Here is a 15,802-nt window from a genome sequence, read left to right as displayed (position 1 = left end):
TCCCAGCGACGACGCATCTCAGCTTTCCTGACAACCATGGCAGGTCTGGTGATCGTTGCGCCGTCTGCCGCTCAGGCGGCGAACACCTTCGGCACCGATCCGCTGGCCATCTCGATCAACCCGGGAGCGGGGGCGCCGGACGGCCCGTCGGCCAATCCCGCGGTCTCGGGCGACAACCGCAAGACCCGCTACGCGGCCTTCGACTCGACCGCGACGAACCTGGTGGCCGGCGACACCAACGGCCAGGCGGACGTGTACGTGTGGTCGCGGCCCAGCGGCGCCGCGGGCCTGCTGCTCAGCGCGCCCGGCGGGCAGCTGACCCGCGCGAGCGTCAGCAACTCCGGCGGACAGGCCGACGGCGCCTCGACGAACCCGTCGCTGGACGGCTCGACCCGCAACACGGCTCACTGCGTGGCCTTCCAGTCCACCGCGACGAACCTCGCCGCGGGCGACTCCGACGCGACGTCGGACATCTTCGTGCGCGACCTGCGCTCCAACAAGACGACGCTGGTCTCCCGCGGCACCGCGCCCGCGGCGTCCAACCCGTCGATCGACGGCCTGTGCAAGAGCGTCGCGTTCGAGGCCGGCGGCTCGGTCTACACCGCCAACGTGCGCGGCGGCTCGCCCAAGCGCGTGGCCGCGGGCGGCGACCCCGACTACGCGCTGGACGCCTCGGCGATCTCCTGGACGCAGGGCGGCAACGTCTACATCCGCCGGATGGGTCACACCGACAAGGTCGGCCCGGGCGCCAACGCGACCGTGGGCGACAACGACTCGGGCTCGTGGGCGATCAGCTTCGACAGCGCCGACGCGCTGGCCGGCAACGACAACAGCGGTGGCCGCGACGTCTACCAGCGGCTGCTGCACGCCGACGGCGGGCCGTACGAGACCGACCTGATCTCGGCGGCCAAGCGCGGCGGCCCCAGCCTGGGCGGCGACTCGTTCAACGGCGGCCTGACGGCCTACGCGGGCACCCGCGGCATCGTCGTGTTCGTCAACAACCAGGCGTCCTCGTCGGACCTCTACTACCGCAACAACCACAGCGGCAACATCGACGACCTCGCGCACGCGCCGGCGGGAACCCCGATCTCCCAGGTGGTGACCAGCGCCCGCGCGAACTTCGTCGCGTTCACCTCGTCGGCGCCGTTCGTCGGCGACACCGGCGGCCAGCAGTCCGTCTTCTTCAAGCACCTGATCGACGGCGAGGCGATCTAGTCGATCGCCTCCGCGATCGCGTCGCCGACGAGGTCGACCGCCTCGTCGGCGCGCGTGAACGCGTTGACCATGAAGAAGAAGCCGTGCATGCAGTCGTCGAAGCGCTCGACGCGGGTGGGCACGCCGGCCGCGTCCAGGCGGGCGCCGTAGGCCAGCACCTCGTCGCGCAGCGGATCGACGCCGGGCTGGATCAGCAGCGCGGGCGCCTGGCCGTGCAGGTCGCCGGCTCGCAACGGCGACGCGTCGGGCTCGTCGCGGCGCTCGGGCGGCGCGTACAGATCCCAGAACCAGGCCAGCTCGCGGGCGCCGACCGGTGAGCCGCTGTCGCCGAACTCGACGTAGGAGCCCGTCGTGGGATCGCCGTCGCAGACCGGGTTGACCAGCACCTGCAGAGCCAGCGCCGGTCCGTCGCGCTCGACGGCGCGGCGCGCGCAGGCGGCGGCCAGCGTGCCGCCGGCGCTCTCGCCCGCCACCACGAGCGGGCCGCCCCAGCGCTCGGCCGCCCAGACCACCGCGTCCCAGGCGTCCTCGACCGCGGCCGGGTACGGATGCTCGGGGGCCAGGCGGTAGTCGACCGACACCACGCGCGCACCCGCCCGCAACGCCAGCCGGCGGCACATCGCGTCGACCAGCGCCAGCGTGCCGGTCACCCAGCCACCGCCGTGGAAGAAGACCACGGTGCCGCGCGGCCCCTCGGGCGCGTACACGCGGGCCGGACGCTGCGGCACGCGCGCGTCGCGCACGGTCGCCACCGGCGGTCCCGCGCCGATCACGTCGGCCACCGCCTCCTGCCCGTCGCGGGCCTCCTGGGGCGTCATCTGCCACAGCTTGGGCCCATCCATCGCGGCCAGCCCGTCGACGTAGGCCTGGATCTGCGGGTGCAGGGTCACGCGCCGTCCTGCAGCGCGGCCAGCGCGTGCACCTGCGTGCGGGTCGCCGGATACAGCTCGCGGTAGGTCGCGTACAGCCGGTCGTAGCGCTCGCGATGCTCGGGGCGCGGGACGACCGTGTGCGCCGCGACGGCCCAGTCCGTGCCCGGCAGCCCGATCGCGTCGGCGGCCAGGCGGGCGGCGCCGAACGCCGCACCGATCGTCTCGCGCGGCACCTCCTGGGTCACCCCGGTGACGTCGCTGACGATCTGCGGCCACAGCCCGCCCGCCGTGCCGCCACCGACCGCGACGACCCGGCTGGGACTGGCGCCCATCTCGGCCAGCACGTCGAGGTGATGGCGGACGGCGTACGCGGTCGCCTCGAGCATCGCCCGGTACAGGTGGCCGCGGCCGTGGCGCAGCGTCAGCCCGGCGATCACGCCGCGCGCGTCGGGATCGAACAGCGGGCTGCGCTCGCCCAGGAAGTACGGCAGCACGACGAGGCCGTCGCTGCCGGGCGCGACGTCGGCCGCCTCGCGCAGGAGCTGCCCGTAGTCGGCGCCGCCGGTCAGGTCGCGCAGCCACGCCGTCAGCGCGCCCGACGTGGCCATGCCGCCGGCCAGGCTGTAGGTCCCGCGGCGCACGCCGGCGGTGCTCCACAGGCGCGCGTCCGGGCGCGGCGCGTCGACGGTCGCCACGAGGAACATCGTCGTGCCGTACATGAGCATCAGGTCGCCGGGCGCGCGCACGCCGGCGCTCAGCGCCTCGGCCCACGCGTCGATCGTGCCCGCCGCCACCGGCGTGCCCTGCGGGATCCCCGTCGCGGCGGCGGCCGCCGCGTGGACCGTGCCCGCCTGCTCGCCCGGCCACAGCAGGCGCGGCAGCGGCGGGCCGGGCGCGATCTCGTCGGCCCAGGGCGCGATCCAGGTGCCATCGCGCAGGTCGTACAGCGGGTCCCACTGGCTGGCGCTGTGGTGGTCGAGCACGTACGCGCCGGTCAGGTGGTCGACGGCGAAGGCGTTGGCCCCCAGCAGCCGCCGGGTGCGCGCCCACACGTCGGGTTCGTGGCGGGCCAGCCAGGCCAGCTTGGGCCCGATCGCCTGGCTGGTCAGGCGCGACCCGCCGCGCCGCACGATCGCCTCGGCGCCGTAGCGCTCCTCCAGCTCGGCGATCTCCGCGGTCGCGCGCGTGTCGACGCCGTAGAGGATCGCCGGGCGCAGCGGCCGGCCCGCGTCGTCAGCGGCCACCACGCACGGCCCCAGGCCGGTCACGCAGACCGCGTCGGGCGCCGGCGCGGTCTCCAGCAGCGGGGCGACGACGGCGCGGATGCCGTCCCACCAGTCGCGCTCGGCGTCCTGCTCGACCCAGCCCGGCCGGGGCATCGAGGTGGTCAGCGGATGGGTGGCCCGGGCCAGGATCGCGCCGCCGGTGTCGCACACGACGCCCTTGACCGAGGAGGTCCCGACATCGATGCCGATCAGGCGGGCGTCGTTGGGGCCGATCGGTCCGATGCGTCCATCATGGCGCTCCGCGATCATGCGCGGCTTGAACGACCTGCAGATCGTCCTCGCCGCGCTGTTCGTCTCGGCCGCGGGACTCAACGCGCTGGCCAACTGGCTGAAGGTCCCCTACCCGATCCCGCTGGTCATCGGGGGCCTGGTGCTGGGCCTGATCCCGGGCATCCCCGACATCGAGCTGGACCCCGACCTCGTCCTGCTCGTGTTCCTGCCGCCGCTGCTGTACGCGTCGGCGTTCTTCTCCGACCTGCGCGCGCTGCGCGAGGACGCGCGGGTGATCTCGCTGTCGGCCATCGGGCTGGTGCTGGCCACGGCGGCGGCCGTCGCGGTGATCGCCCACACGCTGATCGGGCTGCCGTGGGCGGTCAGCCTGGCGCTCGGGGCGATCGTGTCGCCCACCGATCCCGCGGCGGCGACGGCGATCATGCGTCGCGTCGGCGCGCCCCGGCGGCTGGTCAACATCCTCGAGGGCGAGAGCCTGTTCAACGACGCCACCGCGCTGGTGCTCTACAAGGTCGCCGTCGCCGCGGCGATCGGCGAGAGCGTGTCGGTGGCCGAGTCGGTCGGCGCGTTCTTCCTGGGCTCCTTCGGCGGGATCGCCATCGGCCTCGCGGTGGGCTGGCTGATCGGCCAGGTGCGCCGGCGCGTGGAGGACATCAACACGCAGCTGACGATCTCGCTGTTCAGCGCCTACGGCGCGTTCGTCCCGGCCACCGAGCTGGGCCTGTCGGGGGTGCTCGCGGTGGTCAGCTGCGGCGTCTACCTCGGGTGGAACGCGCCCCGCATCGCCACGCTCGAGAGCCGCATGCAGGCCTATCCGCTGTGGTCGATCATCTCGTTCCTCCTCAACGCGGCCCTGTTCATCCTGATCGGGCTGCAGCTGCCGACCATCATCGACGGGCTCAGCGGCCAGTCGGCCGCGACGGTCGTCGGCTACGCCGCGGCGGTGTGCGCGACCGTCATCGCGGTCCGCTTCCTGTGGAACTTCATGACCACCGCGGCCATCCGCACGATCGACCGCCGGCCGTCGCAGGTGGCGCGACGCGTGGGCTGGCGCGTGCGGGTGGTGGGCGCCTGGTCGGGCATGCGTGGCGCCGTGTCGCTGGCCGCCGCGCTGGCGCTGCCGCTGCAGACCGATGCCGGTGACCCGTTCCCCGGGCGCGACCTGATCCAGCTGATCACGTTCACGCTGATCCTGGTCACCGTCGTCGGGCAGGGTCTGACGCTGCCCTGGCTGATCCGCCGCCTGGGCGTCACCGACGACGGCAGCGACGAGGAGAGCGAGGAGGTCCGCGCCCGGCTGGTGATCGTCCGGGCCGCGCTCGAGCGTCTCGACGAGCTCGAGGGCGAGGACTGGACGCGCGAGGAGACGATCGGGCGCGTCCGCCGGCTCTACGAGTTCCGGCTGCGGCGCTTCAAGATCCGCGCCGGCAAGCTGGACGACGAGGACGGGCTCGAGGACAGCTCGCAGCGCTACCAGCGGATGATGCACGACATCTACAGCAGCCAGCGCGAGGCGCTGGACGGGCTGCGGCGCGGTCGCGAGATCTCCGGCGACGTGGCCCGCCGGCTGGAGCGCGAGCTGGACCTGGAGGAATCGCGCCTGGAGATCTAGGGTCGTGCGTCGCTAGCCAAGCGCGGCGGTCCAGTGGTGGGTGTCGCTCGGGTGCGCGGCGACGTGGCCGTGCGCGCCGTGGAACACCTTGACCGTGCCGCTCGCGCGCTCGGCCGCGCCGAAGTGGCCGTTGATGCAGTACTCGCGGAACAGCACGCTGTTGATGCGCACGCGCGCGCAGGTGTGGAACGTGCCGTCGTCGTGCACGAAGGCCGGCGCGAAGCCGGCGTGGTGGTCGAACCTGGCCAGGTCGATCGTCGGCGTGCCGTGGGGGCTCAGGCGCACGTGGAAGCTGACGCCGTCATCGCCGCGGAAGGCCCCCGTGTCGGGCGTCGCGGCGGAGGCGGAGGCGGGGATGGCCAGCGCCACGAGCGCGGCGACGACCAGGAACAGGCGGGACATGACCCCGCAATCTAGGCAAACGCCCCGCGCAGCCGCAGCGCCTCGACGACGCGCGCGATGCCCAGCGCGTAGGCCGCTTCGCGCCACGAGGACCCGTGCTGCTCGGCGCCGGCCCGGACCTCGCCCAGCGAGCGGCGCAGGATGGTGGCCAGCCGCTCGTGGACCTCGCGCTCGTCCCACCGGAAGTGCTGCAGGTTCTGCACCCACTCGAAGTAGCTGACGATCACGCCGCCGGCGTTGGCCAGCACGTCGGGGATGACCAGCACGCCGTTGTCGGCCAGGATCGCGTCGGCCTTCGGCGTCGTCGGGCTGTTGGCGCCCTCGAGCACGACCCGGGCGCGAATCCGGCCCGCGTTGTCGCCGTGCACGAGCCCGCCGAGCGCGGCCGGGATGAACACGTCGCAGTCCAGGCCGAGCAGGTCGTCGGGGGTGATGACGTCGACGCCGGGGAACTCGGTCAGCCCGCCGCCCTCGGCCACGTGCTGGGCCAGCGCGTCGGGGTCCAGCCCGGCGGGTGCGGAGATCGCGCCGCTGTGGTCGGCCACACCGACGATCCGACACCCCCGCCCGTGGGCGATCCGGGCCGCGGCCGCGCCGACGTTGCCGAAGCCCTGCACGACGACGCGCAGCCCCTCGACCGACAGACCGAGCTGGGGCGCGGCCTCGCACAGCACCTCGATCACACCGCGCCCGGTCGCGGTCTCGCGCCCGTAGGAGCCGCCCAGCGCGATCGGCTTGCCCGTCACCACCGCGGGCGCGTCGCCGTGGAGCTTGCCCCACTCGTCCATGATCCAGGCCATCACCTGCGCGTTGGTGTTGACGTCGGGCGCGGGGATGTCGCGCTGCGGTCCGAGCGTCTCGTCCAGGCGGTCGACCAGTTGGCGGGTGATCGCCTCGATGTGGTGCGGCTGCAGCTCGCGGGCCGGGCAGTTGACGCCACCCTTGGCGCCGCCAAACGGGATGCCGACGATCGCCGTCTTCCAGGTCATCAGCTGGGCCAGCGCGCGGACCTCGTCGAGATCCACCTCGTGGTGGTAACGCAGGCCGCCCTTGAACGGGCCCCGCGCCCCGTTGTGCTGGACGCGGTAGCCGTGGAAGACGCGGATCTGGCCGTCGACGCGGACCGGGATCTGCACCTGCACCTCGCGCCGCGACGTGCGCAGGATCTCGCGGAGGTCGTCGGGCACCTCGAGCCGATCGGCCGCGGCGTGGAAGTGCTGGTTGACCGTCTCGTACGTCGACAGCTCGGCGGGGGACAGGATCGCCATGGTCACCGGCGACCTTCCCTTTCGAACGCGGTTCTACGCGAACGACGGCATTGCGGTCATGACCTGACCGCAATCCGTACGATCCTGATCGGCGTGTCCACCGATCCGTCATCGCGCATGCTGCGGCTGCTGACGCTGCTGCAGACCCATCGCTTCTGGCCCGGCATGGAGCTGTCCGACCGCCTCGAGGTCAGCCCGCGCACGCTGCGCCGCGACATCGACCGCCTGCGCGAGCTCGGCTACCTGGTCGACGCGACGCGGGGGGCCGCGGGCGGCTATCGCCTGCAGGCCGGCACCGACCTGCCCCCGTTGCTGCTCGACGACGACGAGGCGGTGGCGATCGCCGTCGGGCTGCGCACCGCCGCGGGCTCCGCCGTCGAGGGCATCGAGGAGACGTCGGTGCGCGCGCTGGCCAAGCTCGAGCAGGTGCTGCCCAAACGCCTGCGCCGCCAGGTCCGGGCGCTGGCCGGCTCGACGGTGCCGCTGACCTACCGGCGCGACCTGGTCGACCCCGAGACGCTGACGACGATCGCCCAGGCCTGCCGCGACGAGGAGCGCCTGCAGTTCGACTACACGCGCCGTGACGGCGAAGCCGCGCAGCGCGCGGTCGAGCCGCATGCGCTGGTCGCGGTGACCGGACGCTGGTACCTCGTCGCCTGGGACACACACCGCGGCGACTGGCGCACGTTCCGCGTCGACCGCGTGCGCGCCCCGCGCACCGGCGGCGCCCGCTTCCACCCGCGCACGCTGCCCGCCGACGACGCCGCCGCCTACGTGCGCGAGTCGATCCGCCAGGTCCCGCGCACCTACGAGGCGGCGCTCACGGTGTACGCCCCGGCCGATCAGGTGCGCGAGTCGATGCGCTGGTTCGGCGGCGGCGTGGAGCCGATCGACGACGTGTCCTGCGCGCTCACGCTGCGCGGCGACTCGATCGCGTGGCTGGGTGCGCTGGTCGGGATGGTCGACGCCGAGTTCAGGGTGCACGGACCGCCCGAGCTGGCGGCGTGGCTGGTCCGGTTCGCGGCGCGCGTGGGGCGCGCCGACTACTCGGCCTGACGGCCGAGCGTCGCGACGAAGCGCTCGATGCGCTGGCGCTCGTCCTCGGGCAGCGCGCCGTCGGCCGCCACCAGGAGCGTCATCGGCCCGCGGTCGCGCGCCCACTTCTGGGTGGCGTCGGAGAACGCCGCCGCGATCCACACGAGCGGGAAGCGCCCCGCGTAGGCCTGGACCGTGCGCTCCTGCTCGGCCGGCGTCGCCTCGGTGCGCAGCAGCGGCACGCTGATCAGATCCAGCGCCCGCGCGACGCCGTTGACCGCGTCCAGGCCGCCCTCCCCCGCCAGCAGCGCGAGCTCACCTTCGGCCAGCAGGTCGGAGGCCCAGTCGCCGTCCAGCGCGGCGGGGACACAAGCGAGGCGGAAGATCGGGTCGGGCATGCGCCGCCCAGACTAGTTGGCGCGCGAGGCTGTGGCGCGCGGGCGGCGCCAACGGCGGGGCCGTTGTCCGATTGGTCCCGCATACCGGGCCTGATCGGACAACGGCATCGGGCCGTCAGGCGGGGACTCCCTCATTCCACCAAAACTATACAGGCTACCTGCGCAGTTTGCCTGTCGACCTTTACACTGAGCGATCCATGCCGCGCCGCGCCACCGCCGCCGAGTTGGCCCACGACCTGCGCGAATCCGTCGGACGCGTGGTCCGCCGCCTGCGCTCGGAGAGCGACTTCCCGATGAACCAGATGGCGGTCCTCGGCCGCCTCGACCGCCAAGGGCCGGCCAGCATCAGCGACCTGGCCACCGACGGGCGGGTGCGCCCGCAGTCGATGGCCCAGACCGTCCGCGAGCTGGAGACGATCGGCTGGGTCTCGCGTCGTCCGGACCCCGACGACGGGCGCCGCGCGATCATCGAGCCGACTGCCGCCGGCCTGGAGCGCCTGCAGGCCAACCGCGCCGGCCGCGAGGACTGGCTCACCCAGGCGCTGGAGCGCGAGCTCGATCCCGCCGAGCGCGAGCAGCTCGGCCAGGCGCTGGCGCTGCTGCGGCGGGTGGCCGACGCATGAGCCGCGCGACCGAGGACGCCAACCGGCGCATGCTGCGCGCGCGTGATGCCATGGACCGCGACTACGCCCGGCCGCTCGACGTCCCCAGCCTGGCCCGGATCGCCTACGTCTCCGAAGCGCACTTCATCCGCACGTTCCGCGCGACGTTCGGCGAGACGCCGCACCGCTACCTGCAGCGCCGCCGGGTCGAGCGGGCCATGGCCGCGCTGCGCGAGAGCGACCTGAGCGTGACCGAGATCTGCTTCGAGGTGGGCTTCGCCAGCCTGGGGACGTTCAGCCGCACGTTCAAGGAGATCGTCGGCGAGTCGCCCGCCGCGTTTCGCCGGCGACTCGGCGGCGCGCCGTCCGCGCCGACCTGCTTCACCAAGGCCTGGACGCGGCCCAGCAGTTTCGGAGAAGCGAGAGCGCGCCCGGCGGATTAGCGTCGGACCCATGATCACCACCCTCCGCATCAGCCAGATCTACGTCCTGGACCAGGATGAGGCGCTCGCCTTCTACGTCGACAAGCTCGGCCTGGAGGTGAACACCGACCAGGACCTCGGGTTCATGCGCTGGCTGACCGTCAGCGTGCCCAGCGAGCCGGACCGCGAGATCCTGCTCGAGCGCCCGGGCGCGCCCTCACTCGACGACGCCACCGCCGATCAGGTGCGCGAGCTGCTGACCAAGGGCGCCGCGGGCGGCCACCTGTTCTTCTCGGTCGACGACGCGCGCACGACCTACCAGGAGCTCGTCGACCGCGGGGTCGAGATCACCGACGAGCCGACCGAGCGGCCCTACGGGATCGACTTCGGACTGCGCGACCCGTTCGGCAACCACATCCGCATCGCGCAGCTGACGCCGCCGGTCAGCTGATCAGCACGGCCACGAGGCCCGGGAACCGGGCCTCGAGGTCGTCGCGACGCAGCGAGATGAAACGCGTCGTGCCCACCGCGCGCGTGCGGGTGATCCCGGCCTCGCGCATCAGCCGCGTGTGGTAGCTGCTGGTCGACGCGGGGAGGCCGAGCTTGTCGGACAGCTCGCCGCAGGGGTACTCGTTGCCGTCGGCCAGGATCTTCACCAGGTCCAGGCGCAGGGGATCGCCGAGCGTGCGCAGGATCGTGGCCAGCTCGAGCGCGTCGACCGACGGATGCGGGATCCGATCGCGTGAGGTGGAGGCCGTAGCCATGGCTCGTATGCTACAACTGTTGGGAACTTCCAAGAGTTTGGAAATACAGAACCATGAACCGCCTCTCCCAACCCCGCGCCTACGCGCTCGTCACCGCCGTGATCGGCCTGGCGCTGTTCGCCTCGGCCACGCCGTCGCCGCTGTACGGGACCTACCGCGAGCTGTGGGGCTTCTCCCCCGCCGTGCTCACGCTCGTCTACGCGACCTACGCGTTCGGCGTGCTGGCCAGCCTGCTGCTGGCCGGGCGGATCTCCGACGACGTCGGCCGCCGTCCGGTGCTGATCGTCGCGCTCAGCACGCTGCTGGCCACGACCGTGCTGTTCATGCTCGCCGACTCGGTCGTGTGGCTGTTCGTGGCCCGCGGCCTGCAGGGTCTGGCCACCGGTCTCGCGCTCGGCGCGGCCAGCGCCGCGATGCTGGATCTCCACGCCCGCAAGGACCCGGCCGGCGTCGGCCTGGCCAACGGCGTCGTCTCCGCCGCGGCGCTCGGGCTCGGGGTGCTGGTCGCCTCGATGATCGTCGAGTGGCTGCCCGCCCCACGGGTCCTGCCCTACGTCGTGCTGGCCATCCTCTTCGCCGTGACGCTCGTGGGTGCGGTCCTCATGCCCGAGCCGGTCCAGAACCGCTCGCGCCTGCGCCTCACACCCGAGCGCCCCGGGGTGCCCGCCGTGGTGCGCCGCCCGTTCGCGCTCGCCGCGCTGGCCGTCATCGCGTCCTGGTCGATCGGCGGGCTGTTCCTGTCCCTCGGCCCCCAGCTGACCGCGACCCTGCTGCACTCCACCGACCACCTCGTCGCCGCCCTGGGCGCCTTCGTCCTGTCGGGCACCGGCGCGCTGGCGCAGCTGCTGCTCGGCGGCCGTCTGGCACCGTGGCGCAGCGCGACGTTCGGCTCGCTGGCGCTGGCCGCCGGCGTGCTGCTGATCGTCGCCGCCGCCTCGACCGACTCGGGCGCGCTGCTGCTGGTCGGCGCGGTCGTCGGCGGCGCCGGGTTCGGCCTGGCCTTCCTGGGCGGGCTGCGCACGCTGTCGGTGGCCATCCCGCCCGAACACCGCGCCCAGGTGATGTCGGCGTTCTACGTCGTCGCGTACGCCTCGCTGTCGCTGCCCGCCGTCGCGGCCGGGTTCCTGGTCACGCCGCTCGGCCTGGAGTCGACGTTCGAGCTGTTCGGCTCGTTCGCCGCCGCCGTCGCGCTGATCGTCGCCTTCGAGGCCTGGCGCACGCGTCCCGCCGAGGCTCGGCCGGTGCGTCGGCCGGTCCCCGTCTAGTCTCAAGGCACTAGGAGGTCATGCTCGCGCCCTTGCTGCCGTCGCTACCGGGCGACAGAAAGGCGCCGTGCGTGAGCTCGGCCACCGTGCCGATATCCGTGCCGGCCGGAGGCACGTACTCACGGTCGGGCTTGGGGATGCGCTTGTCCATGGCGCAAGTCTAGGGACGCAATTCCCGGCGCACCAGATTTCTTGCCCACGCGTTCTGCAGCAGCGTCGCGGAGCGAAAGTCGACCGCCTCCAGCCAGGCCTGGCGCAGGCGCCTGGCGTCGACCAGCTCGGCGTCGACCGGACCGTCCCACGTCTGCGCGAACGCGCGTGCCGCCGGGCCCCAGAACGCGCGGTCGAAGGTCGCCTTGGTCTCCCGCTCGAGGATCGCGCGCGGGAGCAGGTCGCCGAACAGCGTCGTCAGCGCCGCGGTTCGCGAGCGCAGGCCGCGCGTCTGGGCCAGCGCACCGAGGAAGCGCGCGTCCAGCAGCGGCGCGCCGTACCCGGCCCCGGCATCGGCCGCCGCCCGGCGGTTGGTGGCCACCGTCACGCTGACGTGGCGCTGGGCCCGGATCCAGGCCAGGCGCCGATCCCAGCGCGCCGGGCCGCCCGCCCACAAGCGCGCCGTCTCATCCACCCAGCGCCGCTGCCCCGCGGCCGTCAGCCAGGCCGGCACGCCGGCGCGGACGCGCGCCCGGGCGCTGCGGCGACGCACCAGGACGTTGCGCCGCAGCGGCCATCCGAGGTACAGGTCGTCTCCGCCCTCGCCGGTCAGGAGCGTCCCGCCGGCGGCCGCTTCGGCCAGCCGGTGGGCGAAGTGCGCGTTGGGCGGCCAGTACGGGCCGATGCGCTCCAGGAGCCCGGTGGCCCGCGGCCCCAGCAGGTCGAGCTCGGCGGCCAGCTCGATGCGCTCCCAGTCGGCCAGCCCCAGGTGGGCGATCACCCGCTCCTGCCAGGCGGACTCGTCGGAGCGCGGCTCGTCGGGGAAGCGCAGGGTCAGCGCGACCGGCGCGGGCAGGCCGGTACGGCGGGCCATCGCGGTGGCCGCGGCCAGGACGAGCGACGAGTCGCGCCCGCCGGAGAAGCCCACGACACACCGGCCTGGACCGCGCAGCGCCGCCAAGCAGGCCGCCTCCAACGCCCGCGCCGGAGGCGCGTCGTTGCGCGCCAGCCGCTCGACGCGGTCCATCCCGACCGGGAGGCCGAGCGCGATGTCCAGGCCGCTCAGCACCGGCCGGCGGCCGCGTCGTGCAGCCACGCCGCCTGCATCAGCGACGACCCGCGCCAGTCGAACCGCGGCTGCCGCCAGGCCCGCCGCAGCGCCGCCGGATCCACGAGCGCCTCGTCGAGCCCCTCCCCGCTCCAGCGCGCCGCGAAGGCCTGCGTGTCGGCGCCGTGGAACACACCCCCGTAGGCCGTGCGATCGCGCCGATCGGGGATCGCCGCCGGCAGGCCGTCGGGCAGCAGGACGCGGCGGCTGGCCGCGGGATCGCGGAAGTCGACCGTGGCCCGGTTGGCGATGAACGTCGCCACGGTGTCGTCCTGGGCCCAGGGCAGCAGCACGCGGGCGCCGAACTCCCCGGCCACCGCGTTGTAGGCCTGGGGCAGCGCGACGTGGCAGCGCCAGCCGCGCATCAGGTTGAGCGTCTTCTCCAGGCTCAGCGAGGGGTAGAACGTCCCACCGGCCTGGGCGATCCGGCGGCCGACGCCGGGCCGCAGCCACGGCTGGTCCTGCGCCGGGACGCGGGCGCGGATCGTGCGCGCGCGCTGCTGGGGCGGCAGCGCGGCGAAGGCCGCCAGCTTCACGGTCTGACGCGAGGGCCGTCGGCGTCCGCGGACGACGTCGTACAGCGCGCCGAAGGGCCAGGAGCCCAGGAACTCGCTGTCGCCGTTGGGCAGCAGCAGCGTCCCGCGGTCGCCGATCCGCTGGGCCAGCGGCCGCATCCAGGCCGCGTTGGCCGGGAACAGCAGACCCTCACGCGCGAGCACGATGCGCGCGTGCGGGCCGACGATCTGCAGGTCGTCGTCCGTGGCGATCCGCTCCCACGTGTCGGCCACCCCGAGCGCGCGCGCCACCAGCGCCTGGTAGGCGGCGTCCTCGGCCGTCTCCGGATGCGCGATGTCCAGCGACAGCGGGATCGGAGCGGGCAGGCCGCGTTCGCGGGCGACGCTCAGCGCGGCGGCCAGCAGCGTCGCCGATGCCGAGCCGCCCATCAGCGGGATGCCGACCGGCCCGCGGCGCAGCGCCCCCTCGATGTGACGCTCGACGACGGTGCGCACGGTCTCGCCCGCCACCGCCCCGGGCAGGGGGTCGCGCGGCTCGAAGCCGAGCAGCGCACCCGCCGCCAGATCGAGCGGGCCGAACGGACCGTGAGCGTCCTGGACCACGCGCGCCAGTCTGGCGCACCGGATCCCGGTCCGGCGTATATGCCTTGACAGGAATATTCCTTGGTGGGAATGTTCAGGACGTGCCCGACCCCGAACCGCTCGCCGTGCTGGCCGAGCCGACGCGCCGCCAGATCCTCGAGCTGCTGCTCCAGGAGCCGCGCTCGGTCGGCGAGCTGGCCGTCGCGCTGGACGCCAACCAACCGTCGACCTCCAAGCACCTGCGGGTGCTGCGCGAGGCCGGCCTGGTGCACGTCCATCCCGACGCGCAGCGGCGCGTGTACGCGCTGCGGCCTGAGGGCTTCGCCGAGCTGGAGGCCTGGCTGGCGCCCTACCGCCGCCTGTGGGAAGGGCGCCTGGACGCGTTGGAAGCGCGCCTGGACGAGACCACCGACGACCCCGGGAGGACGACACCATGACCGCCACGATGCAGACCGGGGACGGTCACAGCACCCTGCGCTTCGAGCGCGTGCTCCCCTACGCCCGCGACCGCGTGTGGCGCGCCGTCACCGATCCGACCGAGCTGGGCCAGTGGTTCCCCAGCGACGTGATCTACGAGCCGAAGGTCGGCGCGTCGATGACCTTCGACTTCGGCGGCGAGCACGGCCTGGAGCCGCTGCCCGGCGAGGTGCTGGCCTGGGACCCGCCCAACCTGTTCGCGTTCGCCTGGGGCAAGGACGAGCTGCGCTTCGAGCTCAGCGACGCGCCGGACGGCGGCACTCGCCTGGTCTTCTCGCACGCGTTCGCCCACGAGCCGGGCAAGGAGGCGCGCGACAGCGCCGGCTGGAGTGCCTGCTTCGACGCGTTCGACACGCTGCTGGCCGGCGACGGAGAGCCGCAGATGGGCGACTGGGCCGCCTACGAGGAGACGTTCCTGGACCGCTACGGCGAGCTGACGCTGACCGACGGCCGCCGCGTGCGGCTCGTCGGCCCGCTGCTGGAGCACGACGGCCACGCGGCGATCGCCGTGCGGTTCGGCGGTCAGGACGGCGTGATGGTGGTGCGCGACGCGGGCGCCGCGCTGGCCGACGGCGAGGCGGTGCAGGTGCGCACCGGCAGCGTCAGCGAGCCCGGCGAGCTGCTGGCCGAGGGGGCCCTACGCGACCCGCTGGCCGGCGTCGCGGGCGGCTGAGCCCGTCGCCGCGTCGGCGGCGTGCGCGTGATCGGCGATCAGCCCGGTCAGCTGATCCCAGGCGCCGGCGGGAAGGTCGTGGCCCATGCCCTTGATCGTCTCCAGGCGCGCGCCGGGGATCGCCGCGGCGGTCGCGGCGCCACCGGTGGGGTTGACCATGCGGTCGCCGTCACCGTGGAGGACCAGCGTCGGCGCGGTGATCTGCCCCAGCTGCGCCGTGCGGTCGCCCGACTTGATGATCGCCGCGAGCTGACGCCCGGATCCGGCCGGGTTGAAGCCCCGATCGAAGGCCGCGCCGGCGATGCGGCGCAGGCGCGCCTCGTCGAACGGGAAGCCCTGGGAGCCGATGTGGCGGAACATCGTCACGGACCGCTCGATCGCCGTGTCGCGGTCGCGCGGCGGCTTGCCCAGCATCATCCGCATCGTCGACGGCGCCGGGCGCCCGATCCGGCGCGCGCCGGTGGTCGACATGATCGAGACCAGGCTGCGGACCTTGTCGGGATGGCGCACGGCCAGCATCTGGCCGATCATCCCGCCCATCGAGACGCCGACCACGTGCGTCGGGGCGATCCCGATCGCGTCGATCAGGCCCGCGGCGTCGTCGGCCATGTCGTCGAGCGTGTACTGCCCGGCCACGAAGCGTCCGGCCAGCAGCCGCATCGAGGTGGGCGGCGGGACGTCGGTGATGCGCGTCGAGCGCCCGATGTCGCGGTTGTCGAAGCGCACGACGTAGAAGCCCTGCTCCACGAGCCGCTCGCACATCTCCGGAGGCCAGGCGATCAGCTGGGTGCCCAGGCCCTGGACGAGCAGCAGCGGCGTGTCGCTCGGGTCGCCGAACGCCTGCCAGCACAGCTTGATGCCGCGCCCGGCGTCAGCGAGCTGCTCGGGCGGGTCGATGGTCGAGTCAGCCATTGGTACGCCATGG

At 73.7% G+C, this 15,802-nt stretch carries 19 protein-coding genes; 9 read left to right on the top strand and 10 right to left on the bottom strand.

The annotated features are described in order from the left end of the window. The first annotated feature begins 48 nt into the window (after nucleotides 1-48). Nucleotides 49-1,215 (top strand): TolB-like translocation protein, encoded by a 1,167-nt coding sequence (locus ACZ5UI_RS23965; protein ID WP_464191848.1) that lies wholly within the window; start codon nucleotides 49-51, stop codon nucleotides 1,213-1,215. Here the strand turns inward: ACZ5UI_RS23965 and ACZ5UI_RS23960 are convergent. Both ACZ5UI_RS23960 and ACZ5UI_RS23955 read right to left on the bottom strand, forming a co-directional pair. Next, nucleotides 1,212-2,105: an alpha/beta hydrolase gene (locus ACZ5UI_RS23960; RefSeq protein WP_464191846.1), complete on the bottom strand. Its 894-nt coding sequence runs from the start codon at nucleotides 2,103-2,105 to the stop codon at nucleotides 1,212-1,214. The two genes, ACZ5UI_RS23965 and ACZ5UI_RS23960, sit on opposite strands and share 4 nt — an antisense overlap. Then, the gene (locus ACZ5UI_RS23955) at nucleotides 2,102-3,622 is read right to left on the bottom strand and encodes an FGGY-family carbohydrate kinase (RefSeq protein ID WP_464191844.1); all 1,521 of its coding nucleotides are present in this window, start codon (nucleotides 3,620-3,622) and stop codon (nucleotides 2,102-2,104) included. The genes ACZ5UI_RS23960 and ACZ5UI_RS23955 overlap by 4 nt, the downstream gene beginning before the upstream one ends. 7 nt (nucleotides 3,623-3,629) lie before the next feature. On the opposite strand from ACZ5UI_RS23955, the gene ACZ5UI_RS23950 reads away from it, so the two are divergent. Continuing rightward, nucleotides 3,630-5,216, top strand: a complete 1,587-nt coding sequence (locus tag ACZ5UI_RS23950; protein WP_464191843.1) for a Na+/H+ antiporter — start codon at nucleotides 3,630-3,632, stop codon at nucleotides 5,214-5,216. A 12-nt stretch (nucleotides 5,217-5,228) separates the two neighbouring features. Here the strand turns inward: ACZ5UI_RS23950 and ACZ5UI_RS23945 are convergent, their stop codons facing one another. Beyond that, nucleotides 5,229-5,618, bottom strand: coding sequence for a hypothetical protein (locus tag ACZ5UI_RS23945; protein ID WP_464191842.1), 390 nt, complete (start codon nucleotides 5,616-5,618; stop codon nucleotides 5,229-5,231). A gap of 11 nt (nucleotides 5,619-5,629) precedes the next feature. Beyond that, nucleotides 5,630-6,886, bottom strand: coding sequence for a Glu/Leu/Phe/Val family dehydrogenase (locus ACZ5UI_RS23940; RefSeq protein ID WP_464191840.1), 1,257 nt, complete (start codon nucleotides 6,884-6,886; stop codon nucleotides 5,630-5,632). Nucleotides 6,887-7,003: 117 nt separating this feature from the next. On the opposite strand from ACZ5UI_RS23940, the gene ACZ5UI_RS23935 reads away from it, so the two are divergent. After that, the gene (locus tag ACZ5UI_RS23935; protein WP_464197868.1) at nucleotides 7,004-7,942 is read left to right on the top strand and encodes a helix-turn-helix transcriptional regulator; all 939 of its coding nucleotides are present in this window, start codon (nucleotides 7,004-7,006) and stop codon (nucleotides 7,940-7,942) included. Here ACZ5UI_RS23935 and ACZ5UI_RS23930 read toward each other — a convergent pair. Beyond that, nucleotides 7,930-8,319 carry a hypothetical protein gene (locus tag ACZ5UI_RS23930; RefSeq protein WP_464191838.1) on the bottom strand — a complete coding sequence of 130 codons (390 nt, stop codon included), beginning with the start codon at nucleotides 8,317-8,319 and terminating at the stop codon, nucleotides 7,930-7,932. The genes ACZ5UI_RS23935 and ACZ5UI_RS23930 overlap by 13 nt on opposite strands. A 197-nt stretch (nucleotides 8,320-8,516) precedes the next feature. Between ACZ5UI_RS23930 and ACZ5UI_RS23925 the strand changes: the two genes are divergently transcribed. Genes ACZ5UI_RS23925 through ACZ5UI_RS23915 form a run of 3 tightly spaced genes read left to right on the top strand, consistent with a single transcriptional unit; the run spans nucleotide 8,517 to nucleotide 9,794 of the window. Beyond that, a complete protein-coding gene (locus tag ACZ5UI_RS23925) occupies nucleotides 8,517-8,942 on the top strand; it encodes a MarR family winged helix-turn-helix transcriptional regulator (RefSeq protein ID WP_464191836.1) in 426 nt (141 codons plus the stop codon). Beyond that, the gene (locus tag ACZ5UI_RS23920; protein ID WP_464191834.1) at nucleotides 8,939-9,364 is read left to right on the top strand and encodes a helix-turn-helix domain-containing protein; all 426 of its coding nucleotides are present in this window, start codon (nucleotides 8,939-8,941) and stop codon (nucleotides 9,362-9,364) included. Before ACZ5UI_RS23925 ends, ACZ5UI_RS23920 begins: the two co-directional genes overlap by 4 nt. A 10-nt stretch (nucleotides 9,365-9,374) precedes the next feature. Further along, nucleotides 9,375-9,794 carry a VOC family protein gene (locus ACZ5UI_RS23915; protein WP_464191832.1) on the top strand — a complete coding sequence of 140 codons (420 nt, stop codon included), beginning with the start codon at nucleotides 9,375-9,377 and terminating at the stop codon, nucleotides 9,792-9,794. Here ACZ5UI_RS23915 and ACZ5UI_RS23910 read toward each other — a convergent pair. After that, nucleotides 9,787-10,107 carry an ArsR/SmtB family transcription factor gene (locus ACZ5UI_RS23910; RefSeq protein WP_464191830.1) on the bottom strand — a complete coding sequence of 107 codons (321 nt, stop codon included), beginning with the start codon at nucleotides 10,105-10,107 and terminating at the stop codon, nucleotides 9,787-9,789. The two genes, ACZ5UI_RS23915 and ACZ5UI_RS23910, sit on opposite strands and share 8 nt — an antisense overlap. Before the next feature lie 53 nt (nucleotides 10,108-10,160). Between ACZ5UI_RS23910 and ACZ5UI_RS23905 the strand changes: the two genes are divergently transcribed. Continuing rightward, complete coding sequence (locus tag ACZ5UI_RS23905) at nucleotides 10,161-11,372, top strand: MFS transporter (protein ID WP_464191828.1); 1,212 nt, start codon at nucleotides 10,161-10,163, stop codon at nucleotides 11,370-11,372. Between the two features lie 10 nt (nucleotides 11,373-11,382). Here the strand turns inward: ACZ5UI_RS23905 and ACZ5UI_RS23900 are convergent, their stop codons facing one another. The 3 genes from ACZ5UI_RS23900 to ACZ5UI_RS23890 are packed head-to-tail and all read right to left on the bottom strand — an operon-like array spanning nucleotide 11,383 to nucleotide 13,748. After that, on the bottom strand, nucleotides 11,383-11,523 hold the full coding sequence (locus ACZ5UI_RS23900; RefSeq protein WP_464191826.1) for a hypothetical protein: 141 nt from the start codon (nucleotides 11,521-11,523) through the stop codon (nucleotides 11,383-11,385). 9 nt (nucleotides 11,524-11,532) lie between these two features. Then, nucleotides 11,533-12,618 carry an asparagine synthase-related protein gene (locus ACZ5UI_RS23895; protein ID WP_464191824.1) on the bottom strand — a complete coding sequence of 362 codons (1,086 nt, stop codon included), beginning with the start codon at nucleotides 12,616-12,618 and terminating at the stop codon, nucleotides 11,533-11,535. Further along, complete coding sequence (locus tag ACZ5UI_RS23890; protein WP_464191822.1) at nucleotides 12,585-13,748, bottom strand: hypothetical protein; 1,164 nt, start codon at nucleotides 13,746-13,748, stop codon at nucleotides 12,585-12,587. Before ACZ5UI_RS23890 ends, ACZ5UI_RS23895 begins: the two co-directional genes overlap by 34 nt. Nucleotides 13,749-13,828: 80 nt before the next feature. Here ACZ5UI_RS23890 and ACZ5UI_RS23885 point away from each other — a divergent pair, with 80 nt between their 5' ends. Beyond that, the gene (locus tag ACZ5UI_RS23885; protein WP_464191820.1) at nucleotides 13,829-14,164 is read left to right on the top strand and encodes an ArsR/SmtB family transcription factor; all 336 of its coding nucleotides are present in this window, start codon (nucleotides 13,829-13,831) and stop codon (nucleotides 14,162-14,164) included. Then, complete coding sequence (locus ACZ5UI_RS23880; RefSeq protein WP_464191818.1) at nucleotides 14,161-14,877, top strand: SRPBCC family protein; 717 nt, start codon at nucleotides 14,161-14,163, stop codon at nucleotides 14,875-14,877. Before ACZ5UI_RS23885 ends, ACZ5UI_RS23880 begins: the two co-directional genes overlap by 4 nt. On the opposite strand, the gene ACZ5UI_RS23875 is transcribed toward ACZ5UI_RS23880, so the two are convergent. After that, the gene (locus ACZ5UI_RS23875; RefSeq protein ID WP_464191816.1) at nucleotides 14,842-15,789 is read right to left on the bottom strand and encodes an alpha/beta fold hydrolase; all 948 of its coding nucleotides are present in this window, start codon (nucleotides 15,787-15,789) and stop codon (nucleotides 14,842-14,844) included. The genes ACZ5UI_RS23880 and ACZ5UI_RS23875 overlap by 36 nt on opposite strands. Nucleotides 15,790-15,802: the final 13 nt, after the last annotated feature.

The organism is Conexibacter sp. JCM 18997 (genome assembly GCF_055391915.1).
The sequence above is the reverse complement of the archived record's forward strand: the minus strand, read 5'-3'. Positions and strand labels throughout refer to the sequence as shown.